Origin of the sequence: Paenibacillus sp. FSL M7-1046 (genome assembly GCF_038007405.1) — a bacterium.
Taxonomy (GTDB): domain Bacteria; phylum Bacillota; class Bacilli; order Paenibacillales; family Paenibacillaceae; genus Paenibacillus_AQ.
Genome location: NZ_JBBOXB010000001.1, coordinates 3,864,499 through 3,884,551, shown reverse-complemented (window position 1 = coordinate 3,884,551; position 20,053 = coordinate 3,864,499). Strand labels below are relative to the sequence as shown.

Genomic DNA, 20,053 nt, shown 5'->3' with positions numbered 1-20,053 from the left:
CCGTTCCCCTGCAAAATAACCCCACAAAGTGGGGTCTTGGGTTCGATGCTTACGCAGATACTTTGTGGCGACCCTAAAAAGATGAATCCCATTTTGTCAAGTGGAACCGGCTTCGCCGTCCTCAAAAGGACGGTATCCGCTTCAGCGAGAAATAGAAGGATAATTTATAGCGTGAAGCTTATAAATTCTAATATTTCAAAAAAGCCCCCGGCACTCATGCCGGAGGCTTCTACATGCAAATAATGTTCGGAAAGCTTACGCTTCCAGTGCCGCTGCTACCGGAGCGACATCAACCGGGTACACGCTCACTTTTTTGCGATCGCGGCCCCAACGTTCGAACTTCACTACGCCATCCACCAATGCGAAGAGCGTATCATCTTTACCGATGCCTACGTTAGTGCCTGGGTGAATTTTAGTTCCGCGTTGACGAACCAGGATGTTACCGCCGGTTACTGCTTGACCGTCAGCACGTTTCACGCCAAGACGTTTCGAGTGGGAATCACGTCCGTTTTTTGTGGAACCTACACCTTTTTTCGATGCGAATAATTGAAGATCCAATTTCAACATGTTGGTCAACCTCCTTCTTTAAATAATGACTTCCTGTATCTGAATATATTTCCTGTAAGATTTAGCGATATCCTGGAGCATAAGCACCATGGATTCCAGCAATAGCTGAACCTTGGCGGAAACTTCGGGATCATCTACCGGAACCAGAGTTCCGCTTAGAAAACCATCCTTCATCGAAGTATCCAGAACAACGCCCGTCAGACTTTCAATCGAATTCACCGTTCCAACCGTGACGGTGGAAACACCGGCGCAGACGATATCCCTGCCATTCTTCGCGTATTCCGCATGCCCTTTAACGGCAAAACCGACAATCGTACCTTGAGCTGAAGCCCGTGTAATCCGCACGTTAATCATTAACGCACCTTCTTACGCTTGAATCTTCTCGATAGTTACTTTAGTGTACGGTTGACGATGGCCTTGTTTCTTGTGGTAGTTCTTCTTAGGTTTGTATTTGTAAACTACAACCTTATGACCCTTACCATGTTTCTCGACTTTAGCTGTTACAGACGCGCCGCTTACCAGCGGAGTTCCTGCAGTCAGACCACCTTCGTTAGAAACAGCCAATACACGGTCAAACGTTACGCTTGCGCCGTCTTCAGCTTCCAGCTTCTCAATGAACAATACATCGCCCTCTTGGACTTTGTACTGCTTACCGCCAGTTTCGATAATTGCATACATTGTACTTGCACCTCCTCATGTCTCAGACTCGCCTAGTCTAGGTGGCAAATCCCCGTAGAAATCTGCGCTTATGTACCCGATCGGAGCGGTTACAGCATGTGCAGGATTAGAACAATCAAACACATACTTGAAGATATTATCATACTTAATCCAGATAGTCAATGGTATAGAGAAGCGGATAAATGAAGCTGTTTGGATTTGCTGATTATTCTTATTCCAGCCAGGCTCCAACTTTCCCCGTCCCTCCACAGCATTGGCAGATCACAGGGGCAAAGCTAGCCGAATCATGCCGTGCCTTCTTACGGGTCATTTCCAGCAGACCAAGATGTGTCCAGCCCAGAATATGCGTCTTGGTGCGGTCCCGGCTCGTCACACTCTCCAGCCGTTCCGTTACTAGCCTGCGGTGCTCCTCGCGTTCCATATCAATAAAATCAACAATGATGATGCCTCCGGTATCGCGTAGACGGATAAGCCTGCCAATTTCCTCTGCGGCCAGCAGATTTGTTCGCGTTACGGTCTCCTCAAGCGTGGTACTCCCGGTGTATTGTGCTGTATTGACATCAATAACGGTCAGCGCTTCTGTCTCGTCCCAAATTAGCGTTGCCCCGCCCTCCAGAATAATCTTCCGGTTGAAGCTTTTATGCAGCTGCTCCTGCACACCATATGCGGTAAAGATGGACTCTTGTCCCCGGTACAATCCAACAGGCTTGTACCCTTCGGGAGCCATATCATCCAGGAATGCCTCCGCTTCCCTCACCGCATGAGCCGAATCAATCATCAGCTCATCAAGCTGCGGATTGAAGGCGTCTCTGATAAATCGCTGAACGATGCTCAGATCGCAGTGCAGCAGGGCCGGAGCTACGGCCTCCTCGGCGCGGCGGACAATCATCTCCCACTGCGCACGCAGAAAGGACAGGTCGCCTTCGACGGCATCCGCCGGCTCATCCTCGGAGACTGTCCGCATGATCAGCCCCTCTTCACTGCGGCGCAGCCGCTCACCGATCGCTTTAAGCCGGCTCCGTTCGGATTCCCGGCTGATTTTTTTGGAAACTCCTACGTATTCTGCGAAAGGCATGTATACCATCCAGCGTCCCGGCAGTGTATAGTGGGTGGTCACACGTGCTCCTTTGCCGCCCCGCGGCTCTTTGCGGACCTGAACGACAAGCTCCTGGCCGGGCTGTAGCAATGTCTCAATGGAGGGCTTCACCGCCGGTTGCTTATCCAAATGGGGATGCAGCACATCGTCTACATATAAAAAAGCATTCTTCTTCTGTCCAATATCGACAAAAGCAGCCTGCATGCCTGGCAAAACATTCATAACCCGGCCCTTGTAATAACTGCCGACCAGACCTTGCTGCTGGTCGCGTTCGGCCGCGTATTCCACCAGCCTCCCGTTCTCCAGAAGAGCCATCCGGGTAACATGCTGTGTGCAGTGAACGATCATTTGTTTCATGGCTTCACCTCTGGGTTTCAATCAATCATTCATCGCCACCGGCCGCACGGAAGCCCTGTTCTACTTTCCAAAATAAGTAGAGATCAGGCGCTGCTCCGGTACAACCGCTACTATATTTCTATCATCGTTCATCACATAAATAAAATGATATTGATTACGTTTAAATAGACGCAATATATCATCTAAAGGTTTCGCGGAATCCGCAACAATCGGACGAGCTTCGCTATTGGAACGCAAATGGCGCGCATACATTGCCTCTCTGTTCATCAGAAATGCCATGAAGCGGTAGGGCAAATTCCGATGATCCGTCCTATTGGAATAGAGCAGAAACGCCCCGATCATCAGCAGATTCAGACGGAGGCCGCCACCTGTCCCAAGCGGCAGCAGCGCGTAGCCAATGACAAGCACACTTGCTCCGATGCTTATTCTGCCGCCCCACAGCAAAGTATAATAATACGGCAGAAACATACTTAGCGCAGCTTGAAGAACCTTGCCCCCGTCCAGGGGAAGAACCGGCAGGAGATTGAAGAGTGCGATAATCGCATTTGCCTGAATAAAATAAGCAAGAAAAGCAGTACTGCCGGCATTTGCCTGCTGTAGCATAACAGCCAGCAGGATCATGATTCCGTTCTGCAGCGGTCCAGCCAGCGCGATACCAATCTCCCGGCTCGCCGTAAGCCGCCCGTGATCCTCAATCACGGCCACTCCGCCGAAGGGGAGCAACTGAACGGATCTGACCGTAACCCCGGCGAGCAAAGCTGCGCAGACATGTCCCAATTCGTGGATAAGCACTATGGTAAAGAGCGTGAGCAGCTCCAGAAACTGTCCAGTTAACACGGAAAAGAGCAAAATCAGCACAAAGAGCGGATGCAGCGACAGTTCAATACCAAATATCCTAATCAAACGATACCACTTCGGCAGGATCAATATAAGTCTTGTCTTTCATAATTGCAAAAAAAAGCAGCCCTGTTTCAGCGTCCTTCGTCTCCTGCATCCAGCCAACAGTGTCACCGCTCTGTATCCAGTCATCCACCGCAAGCTTTGTTCCGCTCAAATGACCGTATTCCGCCGTTACGCTGCCCGTATGGCGTACAGTAACCCGAATGCCGCCCTGCGCCTCATTGTTCACGGATAACACCCGTCCCGTGTCTACACTTTTCACCGTGATACTGCCCTTTGAATCCTCCGCAGGCATAATTTCCACACCTTTCAGTGTAGCCGCAAATGGACGGACAATACTGCCCTCGAGTGGAGCGCTCAAGGCGTGGGCAGCCGTAACTTTTTGAGCCGGCTGTTCCTCGTCCCCGAAGATCGGGATGAACGAAGGCGCACCGTCAAAGTGCTCCTCATACCATACCTGGGCCGCGGCGAAGTCCATATCCTTATTAAGGGCATCCGAAACAAAATCCTGCGCCTTCAGCGCCCAGGGCTGGTGCAGAAAAAATATGCCCCATACTGCTCCGAATACAAGGAGGCTTGCGACAGTCCGCCGGATAAATCCGGCAGAAAAATGTGATCTGCCGCCGCCTCCCTCGTCCTCCCAGCCCCCGCGGCGTTCCTTCCACATGACCTCGGGATCCGGCTCCGCTGATGGAGCCAGATCATTTTTAAGATCTGCTCCCCATTCCTTAAAGCTTGCTGTCTTCTCGGGCAAAGCAAAAAGCGGCGGCACTGCCACGGTATCCTGGTTGTCCTCCAGCAGGTTGCGGATACGTTCTTTGCGGCGGCCTTTAACGCCTGATTTCTGTTCCATCTCGATCCCTCCGGGGGCTTGTTTTATATCCATTTTATGAAGTATGGAAGGTGCTTTAGAACAAGCCTTAGCCAAGCGGAACATGGAAATGCGGCGAGCTTTCTTTTGGCGCCCAAACTTATTGGTATCTGCGGCTACAGCCCATAACCCTCCGGCAACCTATTTATCACAAAAAATCCCGCCGCAGATTTCTCTGCCGGCGGGGTTTCTTATCTAAGGGATAACTTTATAGGATTGCTTGCAGCAGGTTCAAGCCATGCCGAAAAATTTCTTTAATTTCTTGAAAGCCCCCGGCTTGCGGTCCAGCTGCATCAAAGGCACTGCGTCCCCCAGAATCCGCCGGGCAATATTACGGTAGGCTATCGCTGCAGAAGAGTCGGGATTCATCACCGTTGGCTCCCCGCTGTTCGCCGCTTTAATGACCAGCTCATCATCCGGAACAATTCCGATCAGATCGATGTTCAGTACCTGAAGAATATCCTCAATGTCCAGCATGTCCCCCGACTTCACCAATCCAGGCCGAATACGGTTAACGACCAGCTTTGGCGACTCCACATGAGACTGCTCCAGAAGACCGATAATCCGGTCTGCATCCCGCACTGCCGCATGCTCTGGCGTAGTGACTACAATCGCCTTGTCGGCACCCGCAATGGCGTTACGGAAACCATGCTCGATCCCGGCAGGACAATCAATCAGAATATATTCATATTCCTTCTTGAGTTCAAGAATAATATCCTTCACCTGCTCCGGGGTCACGGAGGTCTTGTCTTTGGTCTGAGCCGCAGGCAGCATGTACAGCTCATCAAAACGCTTGTCCTTGACCAGTGCCTGATTCAACCGGCAGCGCCCTTCTGCCACATCCACCAGATCATAAACGATCCGGTTCTCCAGCCCCATGACTACATCCAAATTGCGCAGCCCAATATCGGTATCAACCAGACATACTTTTTTGCCCTGCAATGCAAGTGCGGTTCCAATATTGGCTGTTGTGGTCGTTTTGCCAACTCCGCCTTTGCCCGAGGTTACGACAATCGCTTCTCCCATGGAGGCTACACCCCTTTAAACACATTTAAACCCTGACGTAATCTGACTATATTATGAATTTTGTCGATCTGCATCGCTCCGCTTGATAAATAAGCAAATTCCATGGTGCTCTCCCGGGTTCCCCATTCATCCGGAGGCCGGCTGATAACGTCGGCGATCCTCAGCTGTGTCGGAGACAGCAGAGAAGCAGCAATAATTGCTTCCTGATTGCCGTCTACTCCAGCATGAGCCATACCTCTGAGCGCACCGAGGATATAAATATCACCCGAGCATGTAATTATTCCTCCCGGGTTCACATCGCCCAACAACAGCAAATTACCTTGATGATGCAACACCTGGCCGGAACGAACCATGCCGCTCATCAGAAACAATGCGTCGGTATCCTCAATGCCCGGCACTTCGAACGCTTCAATGGAACGAATCAGCAAATTGCCCTGACTTTTGAGAATCTCCAGCACAGCTGCCTTGTCATCCTCCGTCACAATTCGGCTGCCCAGCTTAATATCTACATGCACAATCGGTCCAGTCAGAATATTTTGATGGCTGTGCTCCAGCTTATAGCGAAGCTCGCTTAAGAGATCTTCAAAGGGACACTTGTCGTCTAGCAGGAATACCAGGCCGTCCTTGATGCCCTTAATCCTCACATGCTTGGATTTTACTGTCATATGCCTGTCCCCCTATCCTGAATCATTCGTGCCGGGCCGGGCAAATTCCTTCTTTCAGCCGAAAGAAATGCAGGCCGCTTCACGCCGTTTCCTCCTTACGGGTCTCCTTCTTCAGCAGCTCGAGTTGACGCCGCAGCGGAATGTAGAGGAGCAGGGCCATAGCAAAATGAAACAGCATGGTAGGCAGCATATGATGCAGGAGCGCCCAATTATAAGGCTCCTGGTTTAAATTAAACACGCTGTAAATAGCGAACAGTACGCTGTCCTGAAGCAGACTGCCAAGCAGGACAACAGTCATCATCATCGGCAGCGGTGCGCGCGGGATCTGAAAAATGAGACCAATTAAATAGGCGGACAACCCCATGGCAAAGGAATGAGCACCGAGAATTCTGCCGTAATAAATGACATCATGCAGCATGCCAAAAGATAATCCTAGTATAAGTGCAGTATGACGATGATGGTATACCGTGACGAACAGGATCACGATAAATACAAGATTCGGAATAATCCGCAACTGCCAGGCGTCCGGAAGCAGCCAGGGCAGAATGGCGCCTTCCAAGATAAACAGAAGAAACAATAAGAGAATAAGAACCGACCTGCGCATCTTCACTATTCGGCACGCTCCTCCTGAGATACAACAATCAGCAGTTTCCAGTCCTGAAATTCGGCACTGGGCTTGATGATTGCAGTCGAAGTTAATCCGAATTGTCCTTCCTCAACACTCATTACGGTTCCTATCGTCAAACCTTGTGGATACAATCTCCCGATGCCGGAGGTAACGATAGTATCCTTCACAGCGATAGGGTCGCCCTGCGGAATCTTGTTCATCTTGAGCATTCCGGTTTCCTGATCATAGCTTTCAATCATGCCGAAGGTCTTACCCTCTTTACCGATGGCTGTGGCCGCTATAGGCGGCTGGGAATTCGGATCATTCACATCCATCATAGTCATCAGCTTCACTGTAGAAGTAAAATTGCTCACCTTACTGATAACACCTACGAGCCCATCTACGGAAATTACAGACATATTGGGCTTCATGCCATCACTGGAGCCAAGGTCGATCACAAGCGTGCTATTGCTGGGTTCCGTGGTCAGGCTAAGAACCTGGGCATTAGTATAGGTATATTTATATAATTCCTTCTGCGCTTTAGTGAAATGAAGCTGCTCCTGAAGATCCTCATAACGCGACTTAATAAAATTGTAATTCGCTTTATCTATCGTATATTGGGCAGCTAGAATCTTCAGGCGTTTATTTTCCTCGGCCAGTTCACTCAACTCCCGGATATCTTGGAACAAGCCCGCTACATATCCAGCGGGCTTGTAGAACAGATTCTGCACGAAACCGGTCGTATCACGGAGGAAATTCTCAGGCCAGGACAAGGACTTTCTTGTCCCCAGGCTGAACCCCATTACTACGATAAACATGACTAGTGTAATCAGCAATATGAATAGACGTTTATTGTTAAACAGCTTAAACAATTTCAACACCCTCTAACAACCGTATTTCTCCCACAACAGGGGTTGACAGGCAACAAACCAAGTCGGATTCTAACGTTTGGAGCGCAGGCTCGATCCGCTGCGGCTCTTGAAGAGATGAATATTCTCAAGCGCTTTGCCTGTTCCGATAGCTACACAGTCCAGCGGGTTATCGGCGACAATCACCGGCATTCCAGTCTCACGTGCCAGCAGCTTGTCCAAATTGCGCAGCAGCGCACCTCCGCCCGTAAGGACAATACCACGATCCATAATATCGGCAGCAAGCTCCGGCGGACATTTCTCCAGAGTCACTTTAACTGCTTCGACAATGGCATTGACCGTATCCGACAAAGCTTCGCAAATTTCATCGGAAGTAATCGTGAGTGTCTTCGGCAGTCCGGTCACCAGATCGCGGCCGCGGATTTCCATCGTTTCGGCTTTCTCCAGCGGCAGGGCAGAACCCACGTCCATCTTGAGCTGCTCCGAGGTGCGCTCCCCGATCATCAGGTTGTATTGGCGTTTGATGTACTGGATGATCGACTCATCAGCCTCATCACCGGCTACGCGAACTGAACGGCTGGTCACGATTCCGCCCAGAGAGATGACAGCCACTTCGGTAGTACCGCCGCCGATATCAACGACCATACTGCCTGTCGGCTCCCATACCGGAAGATCCGCACCAATAGCAGCGGCAAACGGCTCTTCGATAATATAAGCTTCGCGGGCCCCCGCCTGCTTGGTAGCATCCTCAACGGCACGCTGCTCAACTGCAGTGATGCCGGACGGAACGCAGACCATTACATTCGGGTGGCGCTGGAACATCGAACGCTGCTTCTGGGCCTGACGGATAAAATATTTGATCATGGTTGCCGTCGTTTCGAAATCGGCAATAACTCCGTCCTTCATCGGACGAATGGCACGAATATTGCCCGGTGTACGGCCGATCATTTTTTTGGCGGATTCGCCTACAGCTTCAATTGTCTTGGTATCGGTATTAATGGCCACCACGGAAGGTTCTCTTACCACAATCCCCTTGCCGCGTACGTAGACGAGCGTATTTGCTGTCCCCAGGTCAATCCCTAAATCTTTCGTAAAACCACCTAACATGCTTGTATTCTCCTTTTCCCAGTGAATCTGGACAATTATATTACATGTACCCTTTTTCTTTCAAACTTACAAAGCTGCTGTCTCCGATAATCAGGTGATCCAGTACGTCAATTCCGACAATCTCGCCTGCCTGAAGAAGTCTGGATGTCAGGGAGATATCCTCCGGACTTGGCGTAGGATCGCCGCTCGGATGATTATGTGCGCATATAATGGCTGCGCTGCTGCATTTCATGGCTGCCCGAAACACCTCACGGGGATGCACAATAGAGGCGTTGAGACTGCCCATGGACAATGTCTCCTGCGCTATAACGTGATTCTTCGTATTCAAAAAGAGACAGACAAAATGCTCCTTCTGCAAATAACGCAGCTGCTCGGTCAGAATCTCCGCCGCGTCCTGCGGACTGCGGATGGTAACCGGCTCGGTAAGCCTGGAGTTCGCCATCCGTCTTCCCAGCTCTATGCCAGCTTTCAGTTGCACGGCCTTGGCAGGGCCGATGCCTTTAATATTCGTCAGTTCGTCAATGCTCAGGTCCGCCAGTCCGCGGAGACCACCAGCCCGTCCCAGCAATTGCTGGGCGATATGAATAGCTGATTCCCGGCGTGTGCCTGTACGCAGCAGTATAGCCAGAAGCTCCGCTTGACTTAATGATTCCGCCCCATAATGCATCATGCGCTCTCGTGGTCGTTCTTCATGGGGGAGGTCCCGCAGCATAAATGTTTGCGACTCCATCCCGATCCCTCTTTCCTCCGCTATCCTTGCCGGCCCAGCACCGAAATGCCAACCCGGGACAGCATACGCCCAAGCAGCGACAACGGCAGTCCAACCACATTAAAGTAACAGCCTTCAATCTTCTCCACCAGGGTGGCACCAAGTCCTTGTATCGCATAGGAACCGGCCTTGTCGGCAGGTTCTCCAGTCGCTATGTAGGCGGAGATTTCCGCTTCGCTTAATGCTCTCATAGTTACTGAGGTTACCCGGTGCTCTACCAGAATCTTGCCCTCTGGCAGCCCGATGCAGGCTACTCCGGTGTACACCTGATGGGTCTTGCCTTGAAGCAATCCCAGCATAACCCTGCTGTCCTGCTCGTCCACAGGTTTACCAAGCACCTTATCATCCAGCACAACAATCGTGTCGCTGCCGACGATAACGGCATTACGCTTGCCGGCAGCATGGACCACAGCCTCCGCTTTACGCAAAGCCAGACTGCGCACAATCATCTCCGGCGTGAAGTCCGGCGGTGTACTCTCGTCCGCATCACTGGAAATCACCTCGAAAGGCAAACCCAGCAAAGACAGTAATTCCCGGCGGCGCGGCGAACCCGAAGCAAGAATAATGAGGCGTGAATTGTCAGATCCCACGTATAAACGCCCCTTCCCAATCAGCAGTGACCATTACAGCCTCCGGTACAGCCATACGGCAGTTATCATTCCGGCAAGACTGAGCAAGCACAATTTCAAATGAATAGTGATGTCATAGGTTATGATGTCCAAATCGGCTTGCGGGGACCACTTGAGTACCGTCGAGGTTGTAAGAAAAGACAAAGTTTTTACAGGCTCCAGCAGCTTCGCGATCCACGCTCCGGCCAGCCAGCCCAGAATGAGAAATAACAGCAGTGTTCCTACATTTTTCTTCTTCATCTAAGTCTTCCCTCGCCATTTTTTGACACCTTAATTATTATACGGTGAAACTGAGTTCAATACAAACGCAAAATCCGGTGCGGAAATGATTACCATACAAGCAGTCACGAGGCAACTGTGTAGTGGAGCTAACTGGGGTTGCGGCTCATTTAACCTTACCTGAGTATAACCCTGCAAGCAACACATAAAATCCCCCATCCAACAGACGCAGCCGGATGGGGGATTTTGTATTTACGCTTACACCAAAGTTGACATCAGGCCCTTCTGACCGGTCAGGAAGCTCAACATGGATTCCTGCACTTCCCAAAGCAGACCTGGTGCTTTGTTCTTCTCATATTCATTCAGGGCAGCTATTCCCCGGCTCATAGCTTTCTCAAGCCCGGCGCATATGCTCTGCCCTTCAGGGGTCAGACCCGGCTTCAGTAATTTGAGCGCCTCGGTCCACTCCATATGAAAATTGCTGACTGCCGATTTGTCCAACGTCTGGACTTCCCCGCTTAACAAGGATGCGGACAGGCTGCTCAGCTCATTAAGCAGTTGCCCGCTGGCTGCGAAATAACCTTCCACAGCTTGCGGCGTTCCGGCATAAGCAACCTGCTCTGCGGCCGGCAGCTCCACCCCTCTTACATAAAGCTCAATCCCCTGATTCTTCAGGCCGCTGCTCAGCAGCTTGGCCTGTTCGCGGTCAGGCGATATCCCTGCGTACACCCGGTTGCCGTCTGAAGGATCCAGCCCTGCGGCAAGTCCGGCGGTAAGCAGTTCCTGCTGAGCCTGCGCAGCTCCATCAGGTGTGCTGAACACGCCATATTGCAGCAGATAATAGCTTTGCGCCGCTACCGCTACCTGAATGCGGCCTACTTCGCTGCCCGCTGGACCAGCATTCGGCAAGCCCGTGTCTCCGGCTACCGGCTGGTTAGCTGTCCCGGCGTTCTGATTCTGCATGGCTGCAGCGTCTGGCTTGGCATACTCTCCAACCTGCGGACTCCCTCCGCTGATGAAAGACAATGCAGCGTATCCGAGCAGCAGTCCCGTACCAACGGCTCCAGCTATGGAAAGTGCAAACTTCCACCAGTAGGAGGGACGGCGGGTATGATAAGAGCCGCCATATCCGGCACTTGACATTGAAATGTCACCGAACCGCTCAGCGCTATCATTCCACTCCTCACCAGGATACTGCGGAGCCCTCTCCCACACATCGGGGTCAGGATACGGGGCTAACAACGGCTGCTTGGACGGCTCGGCTTCCCATCTGGCTCCCTCCCACTCCTGACCGTGAGAATTATAAGGTTCCAGATCGTCATTCCCGATATCATCCGGCGGTTCTTCCCCTCCAATAGTAAAGCCGGTATCGTAGGCCCCTGTATGATGCTGGGAAACCGGAGTGCGGTGAAGCTCCTTGTTCTCATAGTCTCTTGCCGTCCCCAGTCCCGCACTGGAACGCCGTTCCACCGGTTCAAGCTTGCCCTTGTCCTTATCGATATCAAACCGGAAAGTCATTCTTCCGTTCATCAAGCGTCACACCTCGCTATCGTCTAATCTATATGAGAATATATGATAGAGAAGAGAGGATTATGCTATTTTGATATGATTAGACCAAGCTGAGCACTTTAGCCCTAACATTGTCCGCTTCGTAATGTTTCTGCAGCGTCCGGTAGGCATGGTCCGCAATAATTGCACCCAGCTCCGGTGTCTGGAGCAGCTTCACCACATGGTCGGCTATCCCGCCGGTTGTGCCTGCCAGCAAAATATTCCGCCCCGGCTCACAGATCAATTCTTCCGAGCCCTTCAGGCTAGTAACTACCGGAGTCTTGAGCGCCCATGCCTCCAGAATCTTCGAATGCCCGCCGCAGCCTTCACGCAATGTTGCGAGAACGACCCTCGCCCGGCGTATGTATTCCCCCTCCTGCCTAGGCTCTTCAACAATTACAATTGAGGGATCACTTTTGGCCAAAGCCAGGATTTCGGGATGTGTCTGACCACTGAAAATATAACATCTGCAGTCCGGTACTTTCGCCTTAATGAAAGGGTAAACCTTTCGATAGAATACCAATGCAGCATTTCTGCCCTGGTTCGTATGCATATTCCAGTGAAGGACAATGGAGTTGTCTTTAACGGCCGGTTCAGCAGCGCAATAGTCATTCAAATCGATAAATGGAGGGACTACATGCACCTTGCCGGCATCTGCAAAGGATAAAGCCTTAAAGGACAGGGCATCCCACTCGGAGGCTGTCAGCAGCAGAGCCGTTTTATTCATTAATTTGCGTTCTTCCCGGCGGTACAATGCTGCATTCAATTGATGGTAACGTCTGCTTAAACCCCTTTTGCCGGCAGCTTTTCCTTCCGACTGCCTGCTCTCCAAACGATGGGCATCCGTAATAATCATTGCGTCGGGTAACAAAGAAGAGATCATATCAATGCAGTTTCCAAGCAAGGGATGCGTTATAAACACATGGCTGTATGTATGCAAACGGCTGAGCGCAGTGATCTCCGCACGCAAGTCTTTGTTGGCATCGGCCAAAATAGTGCTGCTGCGCAGCTTGTTCAAGGAACCGAGCAATGAGCTTCGCTTCCCGGGCACCCGTGTTACCCTGTGGACTTTAAGCGCCGGTCCAGCCGTATAGGTGGCCTCCCAGTCGCAGTGGCAATATTCCAACAGATCAATATCGAATCTCTCCAGCAATATGCCTAGATAATTCTCCGTTCTTATTTCTCTCTCAGAATCTTCCGGATAATGATGATGTGCGGATAGGAACAGCATTCTCTCTCTCATGACTATAGCTCCTTGGTTCTATGAAAATGATTGTTCTTCTAATAAGATTCAGAAAAAAAAAGCAGGAGAGGTAAGCGTCCTGCCACTTTTTATGAAACTTTAGTTGTAGATCAATAGTACCGCATTTTCAATCGAAAGATTGTCGATTTATGGGAGAAAAGATTATTTATTTAATTTAGACCAAACTGAGCAGCTTTTCCCTGACACTTTCAGCCTCATAATTTGCCATCAGTGTCTCATGCGCCCGGTCTGCGAGTACCAGGCCCTGTTCACGATCCAGGAGAAGGTTCACCACACTGTCTGCAAAAGTTACGGGATCATCAGCAATCAGAATATTCCGGGAATGCTCGTACAACAGGCCTTCAGCTCCCTTTGTGCTAGACACAACAGGTGTCTTCAGCGCCCATGCCTCAAGGATCTTCAGACGTGTTCCGCTGCCTTCCTGCAAGGGGGCGATAACTACCTGGGCCTTACGGACATAATCCGCTACGCTGTCCACATAGCCGGTAATCACAATGGAAGGATCTTTTCCACCCAGAGCAGCCACCTCAGGATGTACATCCCGTCCTACGATATACCATTTGATTTCTGGTACCCGGGCTTTCACAAGCGGATAAATATCACGGAAAAAGTAGGTCGCTGCATTCACATTTGGGAAATAGTTCATATTACCCGGAAGAATAATCCATTTTTCCTTAGGGGCATTAACAGTTGTACGGTAATCGCTGATACGGATGAAATTAGGGATAACATGCACTTTATTTGCATTCTTGACAGAGATCGACTTGAACGCTAAACCATCCTGTTCCGAAGTAGTCAGCAGCAGGTTGGTTTTGTCCATCAGCTTCAGCTCATCCCGTTTCGTCCAATGCGCATTCAATGAATAGAAAAGCTTAGCGAATCCGCTTTTCTTATGCGCCAGCTGGGCTGACAGGTTGCTCTCGAAATTATGGGCATCGGTGACAATGACAGCCTCCGGCAACTCGCTCCGTACAATATCAATGCAGCAGCCAAGCAAGCTGTGTGAAATAAACACATGGCTGTAGCTGTTCTGATTACACAGTCTCTTAATTGCATCCTTCATGTCCACATCGACATGGCTCATATAAGAACAGTTGCGCCATGTATAAAGTGAACGCAGCATCGCCTTGCGGTAATTCATGGTTCGTTCCACTTCATGCACAGTAAGTGCGGGTATGGCCTCTTCTTTATCAACCTGCCTCTGATTCCTGAAGGTCAGGAGATCCACATCATATTTGGTTAGCAGAATATTTAGAATATTTCCGGTTCTGAGCTTGCCTCCACTATCTTGCGGAAACGGATTCTCTGCGGATATGAACAGTAATTTCTCCCTCATATTTTTGTCTCCTAATCTCCATTTTTTTCTGTATGTTCTATAGCGATGTTATGTGTCTAGCATATATTACCCCAAAGTGTATCTTCTTTTTGTCGTTTTATGGATTTTCGAGAAAAAAATTTCAAAAAAGCCCGAATTTCCGGAATGTCAAGAACCTCGCCCCTCCCGTTAGGGCAGAGGCAAGGTTCTCGTTAGCCGGCTTCTGGAGACACAATTCCGGCCCTGCTGCTTCGCTTCGTACAAGGCGTTATCACTCAGCTTATACAGTGTATTCAGCGGAACCATTTCTGCCGAGGTGACGGTAATTACCCCGATGCTTATGGTATAGGGCATCGGTAGCCCTTCGACAACCGTATCAAGTACGGAAAGGCGCAGCCGTTCGGCGATTTCATCACTTGCTGCCTCGTCCGCACGGTGCAGAAACACGGCGAATTCCTCGCCGCCGAACCTGCCGAACAGATCACCGTTAGCGAGCTGCCCTTCGATTTTACCTGCAAAATCCCGCAGCACCTTGTCCCCGGTATCATGGCCATAGGTATCATTTATACTCTTGAAATGATCCACGTCCAGCAGCAGGAACGAGAAAGGGGAAGCTTCATTGGCAGCAGCAGCAAGCAGGGGGCCGGCACGTTGCACAAACGCTCTGCGGTTAAGAATTCCAGTCAGCTCGTCATAGGTCGATACCCGCTCCAGCTCTGCATAGATCCGCTCCCGGGAAGGCAGCATAAAACCTGCTGTCCACAGGAACAACAACAGATAGACAGCAATATAAAAAAACGCTTGCAACAACCCCGAAGCCGCAGTTTCTGCTGCCTCGGTTCCTAAGAACGGCTCAACCGCCCGTCCCAGCAGCGACAACATCACGAGGCTGTAGAGCAGGCCCATAATTTTTTGCAGCGGAGTCTCTTTCAGCTTCACGCAGAGAATATACACCGGATAAGCCATCAGCCCCACAATGGACAGGGATGTCCAGACGATGACAATAGGCTGAACCCTCAAGGGAAACAGCATTTCTATCACCAGCAGTCCGGCCCCGGAGCAGCCTGCAAGCGTATAGTACCTTCTCATCACCCGGTCTGTGCTTGCTCCGAGCAGCTTCAGCAGAGCTAACATCTCTGCGGTTGCTCCCGCCAGGCAGCCCAGCGCAAGGATCAACCGAAGAAACTTGAAGGGTGTAGAATCCTCCAGCAGCAGCAAAATCAGGATCACCAGCTGAAGCAGCTTTGCAACAATAAATAATCTGGAGGTTCCATCCCTCGGGTAACGGGAATGGTAGGCCAATACCAGCAGCACCGTAAAAAGATCAGCGAAAAAAAGGCAAACGAGCAATGTCTTAAGATCAAAATGGACAGCTATAAATTTCACCTTCCTGCATCTATAACCATAGGCATATGTATTCTCCAATCCACCTGAGCATCTGCGCTTACCGGGAGATCACTACACAATTTCGGCCTTGCTGCTTCGCCTGGTATAATGCCCGGTCTGAGAGCTTATACAGCATATTAAAGAATGTCCGGGGAGTGGGCAGAACGGTAATCACACCGATGCTGACTGTATACCCGCAAGGCAGATTCAACTTTGGGGCATCCATCACAGCGGTGCGCAGCTGTTCCGCTTTGCGGCCGCTGTCCTCTTCGTTCAGCCCATAGAGCAGAACGGCAAACTCTTCGCCGCCCACTCTGCCGAACAAATCGTCGTTTCCAAGGCTGCTCTCAATCGTAAATGCAAAATCCTGCAATACCTTATCCCCTTTATCATGACCATAGGTATCATTGACTTCCTTGAAGTGGTCCAGATCCAGCAGTAAAAGGGAATAATACTCCTGTTTTCTGACCGCGAGAGTCAGCTTCACTTCTGCCTCCAGAAGAAAAGCCCGCCGGCTCAAGATCCCGGTCAACGTGTCGTAGGTGGCCATTTTCTTCAGCTTTTTATAAGAATGCTCATTGGAGAGGAGAATAAAGGCTGCGGTACCTACAATCAGCAAAAAGAACATTCCCAGATAATATAGATATTGCACGGTATTCGCAGACAAGGCGCCCATGCCGGGTTCCAGAAACAGAGCCGTGAACGCCCGTCCCAGCATTGACAGGCCAAACGCATAAAATACGAATCCCAGCATACTCTGAAGCGGTGTTCTCTCCTTGTTAGAGGTCAGAAGATACGCCGGCAAAATCACAAAAAACATCGACCACAGCGATGTAGACGCGACCCGCAAATTCGGACGGTTAAAAAACAGCGCGATTATACAAAAGCTGATTACACTGCCCACGATCAGCACTAAATAGTACAGCTTCACCTTCCGCCCGAACATGCCCATCATCATTAGCAGCGCTGCAATCTCCATGAAGCCTCCGGCAAGAATGAGCCCATTGCTCAGTGGAATTCCAATAAACCGCGGGATAACATCCCACAGCAGGATTGAACTCCAATACAGGACATGCACCCACTTTGCAGCAATAAATACGCATGAAGCAATGTCCTTCGGGAAGTAGAAGCGGTAAAAGGTGACGAGCAAGGCAATAAATAAATTCCCAAAAATAAACAAGTATAACAGCGTTGTAATATCAAGCTGGAAGTTCATGAATACACCACCATATACACGGAAATCAGTACTCTGTTGTCACAAAACTATAGCATTCCAAGACTCTGCCCGCAACATCATTTGCAGATTTAAGACTCTATAGCAAAAAGCGTATTTTGTCCGGCATAACGGACAAAATACGCTTTGGCTTCATGAGAATCAGTTCTGCATTAACGGCTCACAGAAGTCATTCTATTCTTATTTTTCAAGTTCCCGCAAGTCATCAGCCAGTGCATACCCAACCTTCCAGATATCTCCTGCGCCCATCGTGATCACCAGATCACCGGGAGCGATACGGCCCCGCAGGTCAGCCAGCACGGCTTCTTTGGTAGGCAGATGCCTTGCACCGGCGTTGCTGTTCTGAATAATCAGCTCCACCAGCTTTGCGGAAGTGACGCCTTCAATCTGCTTCTCTCCGGCCGGCGAATAGATATCAGTAATGATCACTTCATCAGCTTCGCTGAAGGCGCGGCTGAACGCATCCAGCAGAAAGAAGGTACGGGTGTAGCGCTGCGGCTGGAACACGGCAATAATCCGTTTGCCGGTTGCTTTGGCTGCGCTGATCGTTGCCTGGATCTCCGTTGGATGATGGGCGTAATCGTCTATTACAAGAATATCATTGATTTCGCCAAGCACCTGAAACCGGCGCTTCGCTCCATGGAATTTCACGATAGCTGCAGCGATTTCTTCAAATGCAATCCCTGACTTCAGACATGCAATGACCGCAGCCATTGAATTGTACAGATTGTACTGTCCGGGAATGGAGAGCTCAATGCGCCCCAGCACTTGACCGCCGCTGTTCATTGTATACGCCACCTGCCGGTCGCCGAGCACGATGTCAGTGGCTATATAATCAGCGTTCTGATGAATACCGTAGGTAATCACCGAGCCCTTAACCTCAGGTAAAAGGGCGCTGACAGTCTCATCATCTGCACACACAATCGCGGTGCCGTCTTCGCGCAGCTGGTTCATAAACTGCACGTAAGCGGCCTTCAGGCGGCCGAAGTCACCGCCGTAATTCTCCAGATGATCCGCTTCAATATTCGTTACGATCCCCAGCCAAGGATGATACTGCAGGAAAGAGCCGTCACTTTCATCCGCTTCGGCCACAACATACTCCCCTTGTCCTGCCTTGGCATTCGTACCGACATTCATAATCTCTCCACCGATAATATAGGTCGGGTCCACTCCGCAATCTTCCATGATCAGCGCGATCATCGAAGAGGTGGTAGTTTTGCCGTGCGCGCCGGCGACAGCTACCCCTTTGCGTTCATTCAGCAGCCGGGCCAGCATTTGCGAGCGGTGCAGAACCGGGATTTTGAGACGTTCTGCCTCTACCCATTCCACATTATCACTTGCGAGTGCCGTAGAATAAACAACCAGATCTGCACCCTTAACCTGTTCCGCAGTATGTCCAATATAGACTTTGGCACCTTTGGCAATCAATTTCTCGGTTAATTCCTGAGCTGCCACATCGGAGCCCGTAACCGTATATCCCATTTCCAGCATCACCCGGGCAATCGCGCTCATTCCGTAGCCGCCGATCCCTATAAAATGCACACGTTCAGTAGTATCCAACAGTTCGTCACCAGCCTTTTTCAGAATCGGGTTGCTGCAAAAGCGTACTTCGTACATCAGAAATCAAATACAGCGTTCCGGACACGACAGCAAGGTCGTCTTCCGCTGTGATCGATTGCAGCAGTTGCAGCGCCTTACCCCAATTACGTTCTACTATGATTTTTAAGTTTTCTTTAGCATATTTCTCACGCAGACGTTCTGCGATGGCCTGCAGATCTTCCGCGTCCATTTTCTTCCGGAAATCCGGTTCGGTCAGGATGAGCGTATCCACTATAGGCAGTATATGCTTGAAGTATGACTCATGATGCTTATTTGCCAGCATCCCCATGAGCAAATTTAATTTACCGTATTTATAAAACTGCGGAAGGCTCTTGGCCAGGCTCTCCGCACCTTCGGGGTTGTGCGCCCCATCCAGTACAATGCGCGGAGAAGCACTTACCTCTTCCAGCCTCCCTGCCCAGAATGTGCTTCTGAAACCCTCCAGCACATCCTCATCCTCCAGCATAAAGGCCATATATTGCCGCAGAACCTCCAGCGCCATCATGGCCCCGGCCGCATTGCTGAGCTGATGCTCGCCTTTCATGGCAATGCCGATCTCAAAGGAGCGGAAAGGCCCCTTAAAGTTAAAGCTCTGCACGCCGTCTTTGATTCCGGCTAGCTCATAGCTGAAATCTTCTCCGGCCAGATAGAGGGTAGAGCGGCTGTCTGCCGCTTTGGCCTTAAGCACCGCTATCGCTTCCGGCTGGCTCACACAGCTGACTGCAGGAACACCCGGTTTGATAATTCCGGCCTTCTCACCGGCAATTTCCTCCAGCGTATCTCCCAGCACATCGGTATGATCATGTCCGACATTCGTAATCACGGACACAATAGGTGTCACGATGTTTGTTACATCCAGCCTTCCCCCAAGCCCCGTCTCCCATACGACTACATCCGGATAACAGACCTCCCCGAAGTAGAGAATCGCCAGCGCTGTGGCCACCTCGAACATCGTCGGTGAACCAAGCTCGCTGTCTGCAATTTCCTGTACCAGCGGGCGAAGCTTATTCGACAGCTCCAGCAAAGTATCTTCGGGAATATCCGTCCCATTGTACTGGAAACGGTTAGTGAACTTGGTGATATAGGGCGAAGTAAAGGTCCCTACACTGTAACCGCTCTGGATCAGCACACTGGTCAAAAAAGCGCAGGTTGAGCCCTTTCCGTTCGTCCCTGCCACGTGAATGAATTTCAGCTTGCGATGCGGACGGTCCAGCTTCTCCATCAGCAGCTCAATCCGCTCCAGACCCGGACGGATGCCGAAAGGAATCAGACTGTTGATCCATTCTACCGCTTCTGTATAGGAACTTAAGGGAGCGGTACCGCCGCTCCCGATGATCTCTTCCATAT

21 protein-coding genes and 1 other annotated feature are annotated in these 20,053 nt (G+C 50.6%); all 21 genes read right to left on the bottom strand.

The genetic code is table 11. The annotated features are described in order from the left end of the window. Positions 1–255 precede the first annotated feature (255 nt). Complete coding sequence (rpmA, locus tag NYE29_RS17085; RefSeq protein ID WP_020429282.1) at positions 256–567, bottom strand: 50S ribosomal protein L27; 312 nt, start codon at positions 565–567, stop codon at positions 256–258. Positions 568–585: 18 nt separating this feature from the next. Further along, on the bottom strand, positions 586–921 hold the full coding sequence (locus tag NYE29_RS17080; RefSeq protein WP_076114056.1) for a ribosomal-processing cysteine protease Prp: 336 nt from the start codon (positions 919–921) through the stop codon (positions 586–588). Positions 922–933: 12 nt separating this feature from the next. Further along, complete coding sequence (gene rplU / locus NYE29_RS17075; protein WP_036698983.1) at positions 934–1,245, bottom strand: 50S ribosomal protein L21; 312 nt, start codon at positions 1,243–1,245, stop codon at positions 934–936. A 14-nt stretch (positions 1,246–1,259) separates the two neighbouring features. Continuing rightward, positions 1,260–1,346, bottom strand: a sequence feature (ribosomal protein L21 leader region). Between the two features lie 110 nt (positions 1,347–1,456). Continuing rightward, positions 1,457–2,698 carry an Rne/Rng family ribonuclease gene (locus NYE29_RS17070; RefSeq protein ID WP_076114058.1) on the bottom strand — a complete coding sequence of 414 codons (1,242 nt, stop codon included), beginning with the start codon at positions 2,696–2,698 and terminating at the stop codon, positions 1,457–1,459. Between the two features lie 60 nt (positions 2,699–2,758). Next, positions 2,759–3,601 (bottom strand): M50 family metallopeptidase, encoded by an 843-nt coding sequence (locus NYE29_RS17065; RefSeq protein ID WP_076114059.1) that lies wholly within the window; start codon positions 3,599–3,601, stop codon positions 2,759–2,761. Further along, on the bottom strand, positions 3,594–4,451 hold the full coding sequence (locus NYE29_RS17060; RefSeq protein ID WP_076114060.1) for a M23 family metallopeptidase: 858 nt from the start codon (positions 4,449–4,451) through the stop codon (positions 3,594–3,596). The genes NYE29_RS17065 and NYE29_RS17060 overlap by 8 nt, the downstream gene beginning before the upstream one ends. Positions 4,452–4,700: 249 nt before the next feature. After that, positions 4,701–5,495, bottom strand: coding sequence for a septum site-determining protein MinD (gene minD / locus NYE29_RS17055; RefSeq protein WP_076114061.1), 795 nt, complete (start codon positions 5,493–5,495; stop codon positions 4,701–4,703). Between the two features lie 5 nt (positions 5,496–5,500). Beyond that, positions 5,501–6,160, bottom strand: a complete 660-nt coding sequence (gene minC, locus NYE29_RS17050) for a septum site-determining protein MinC (protein WP_076114062.1) — start codon at positions 6,158–6,160, stop codon at positions 5,501–5,503. A gap of 79 nt (positions 6,161–6,239) precedes the next feature. Next, complete coding sequence (gene mreD, locus NYE29_RS17045) at positions 6,240–6,770, bottom strand: rod shape-determining protein MreD (protein WP_076114063.1); 531 nt, start codon at positions 6,768–6,770, stop codon at positions 6,240–6,242. Then, complete coding sequence (gene mreC, locus NYE29_RS17040; protein WP_076114064.1) at positions 6,770–7,648, bottom strand: rod shape-determining protein MreC; 879 nt, start codon at positions 7,646–7,648, stop codon at positions 6,770–6,772. Before mreC ends, mreD begins: the two co-directional genes overlap by 1 nt. A gap of 60 nt (positions 7,649–7,708) precedes the next feature. Continuing rightward, positions 7,709–8,743, bottom strand: a complete 1,035-nt coding sequence (locus NYE29_RS17035) for a rod shape-determining protein (protein WP_038595693.1) — start codon at positions 8,741–8,743, stop codon at positions 7,709–7,711. Positions 8,744–8,783: 40 nt separating this feature from the next. After that, a complete protein-coding gene (radC, locus tag NYE29_RS17030) occupies positions 8,784–9,473 on the bottom strand; it encodes a RadC family protein (RefSeq protein WP_076114065.1) in 690 nt (229 codons plus the stop codon). Between the two features lie 20 nt (positions 9,474–9,493). Then, positions 9,494–10,102: a Maf family protein gene (locus NYE29_RS17025; RefSeq protein ID WP_340896865.1), complete on the bottom strand. Its 609-nt coding sequence runs from the start codon at positions 10,100–10,102 to the stop codon at positions 9,494–9,496. Positions 10,103–10,135: 33 nt separating this feature from the next. Next, positions 10,136–10,381, bottom strand: coding sequence for a DUF4321 domain-containing protein (locus tag NYE29_RS17020; RefSeq protein ID WP_038595700.1), 246 nt, complete (start codon positions 10,379–10,381; stop codon positions 10,136–10,138). A 237-nt stretch (positions 10,382–10,618) separates the two neighbouring features. Continuing rightward, a complete protein-coding gene (locus NYE29_RS17015) occupies positions 10,619–11,890 on the bottom strand; it encodes an SPOR domain-containing protein (protein WP_340896864.1) in 1,272 nt (423 codons plus the stop codon). A 79-nt stretch (positions 11,891–11,969) separates the two neighbouring features. Continuing rightward, positions 11,970–13,151 carry a glycosyltransferase gene (locus NYE29_RS17010; RefSeq protein WP_340896863.1) on the bottom strand — a complete coding sequence of 394 codons (1,182 nt, stop codon included), beginning with the start codon at positions 13,149–13,151 and terminating at the stop codon, positions 11,970–11,972. A gap of 175 nt (positions 13,152–13,326) precedes the next feature. Continuing rightward, positions 13,327–14,508, bottom strand: coding sequence for a glycosyltransferase family 4 protein (locus NYE29_RS17005; RefSeq protein ID WP_340896862.1), 1,182 nt, complete (start codon positions 14,506–14,508; stop codon positions 13,327–13,329). Between the two features lie 168 nt (positions 14,509–14,676). After that, positions 14,677–15,873, bottom strand: a complete 1,197-nt coding sequence (locus tag NYE29_RS17000) for a GGDEF domain-containing protein (RefSeq protein WP_340896861.1) — start codon at positions 15,871–15,873, stop codon at positions 14,677–14,679. 58 nt (positions 15,874–15,931) lie between these two features. Further along, entirely contained in the window at positions 15,932–17,089 is a 1,158-nt protein-coding gene (locus tag NYE29_RS16995) for a GGDEF domain-containing protein (protein ID WP_340896860.1), read from the bottom strand. A 198-nt stretch (positions 17,090–17,287) separates the two neighbouring features. Next, positions 17,288–18,724 carry a UDP-N-acetylmuramate--L-alanine ligase gene (gene murC / locus NYE29_RS16990; protein ID WP_445322174.1) on the bottom strand — a complete coding sequence of 479 codons (1,437 nt, stop codon included), beginning with the start codon at positions 18,722–18,724 and terminating at the stop codon, positions 17,288–17,290. After that, positions 18,675–20,051, bottom strand: coding sequence for a bifunctional folylpolyglutamate synthase/dihydrofolate synthase (locus NYE29_RS16985; RefSeq protein WP_340896859.1), 1,377 nt, complete (start codon positions 20,049–20,051; stop codon positions 18,675–18,677). Before NYE29_RS16985 ends, murC begins: the two co-directional genes overlap by 50 nt. Positions 20,052–20,053: the final 2 nt, after the last annotated feature.

Excerpts from the sequence above, each read along its gene's own strand:
- rpmA (WP_020429282.1), bottom strand. The coding sequence starts at position 567 with ATGTTGAAATTGGATCTTCAATTATTCGCATCGAAAAAAGGTGTAGGT.
- NYE29_RS17080 (WP_076114056.1), bottom strand. The coding sequence starts at position 921 with ATGATTAACGTGCGGATTACACGGGCTTCAGCTCAAGGTACGATTGTC.
- rplU (WP_036698983.1), bottom strand. The coding sequence starts at position 1,245 with ATGTATGCAATTATCGAAACTGGCGGTAAGCAGTACAAAGTCCAAGAG.
- NYE29_RS17070 (WP_076114058.1), bottom strand. The coding sequence starts at position 2,698 with ATGAAACAAATGATCGTTCACTGCACACAGCATGTTACCCGGATGGCT.
- NYE29_RS17060 (WP_076114060.1), bottom strand. The coding sequence starts at position 4,451 with ATGGAACAGAAATCAGGCGTTAAAGGCCGCCGCAAAGAACGTATCCGC.
- minD (WP_076114061.1), bottom strand. The coding sequence starts at position 5,495 with ATGGGAGAAGCGATTGTCGTAACCTCGGGCAAAGGCGGAGTTGGCAAA.
- minC (WP_076114062.1), bottom strand. The coding sequence starts at position 6,160 with ATGACAGTAAAATCCAAGCATGTGAGGATTAAGGGCATCAAGGACGGC.
- NYE29_RS17035 (WP_038595693.1), bottom strand. The coding sequence starts at position 8,743 with ATGTTAGGTGGTTTTACGAAAGATTTAGGGATTGACCTGGGGACAGCA.
- radC (WP_076114065.1), bottom strand. The coding sequence starts at position 9,473 with ATGGAGTCGCAAACATTTATGCTGCGGGACCTCCCCCATGAAGAACGA.
- NYE29_RS17020 (WP_038595700.1), bottom strand. The coding sequence starts at position 10,381 with ATGAAGAAGAAAAATGTAGGAACACTGCTGTTATTTCTCATTCTGGGC.
- NYE29_RS17015 (WP_340896864.1), bottom strand. The coding sequence starts at position 11,890 with ATGAACGGAAGAATGACTTTCCGGTTTGATATCGATAAGGACAAGGGC.
- NYE29_RS17010 (WP_340896863.1), bottom strand. The coding sequence starts at position 13,151 with ATGAGAGAGAGAATGCTGTTCCTATCCGCACATCATCATTATCCGGAA.
- NYE29_RS17005 (WP_340896862.1), bottom strand. The coding sequence starts at position 14,508 with ATGAGGGAGAAATTACTGTTCATATCCGCAGAGAATCCGTTTCCGCAA.
- NYE29_RS16995 (WP_340896860.1), bottom strand. The coding sequence starts at position 17,089 with ATGAACTTCCAGCTTGATATTACAACGCTGTTATACTTGTTTATTTTT.
- murC (WP_445322174.1), bottom strand. The coding sequence starts at position 18,724 with ATGTACGAAGTACGCTTTTGCAGCAACCCGATTCTGAAAAAGGCTGGT.
- NYE29_RS16985 (WP_340896859.1), bottom strand. The coding sequence starts at position 20,051 with ATGGAAGAGATCATCGGGAGCGGCGGTACCGCTCCCTTAAGTTCCTAT.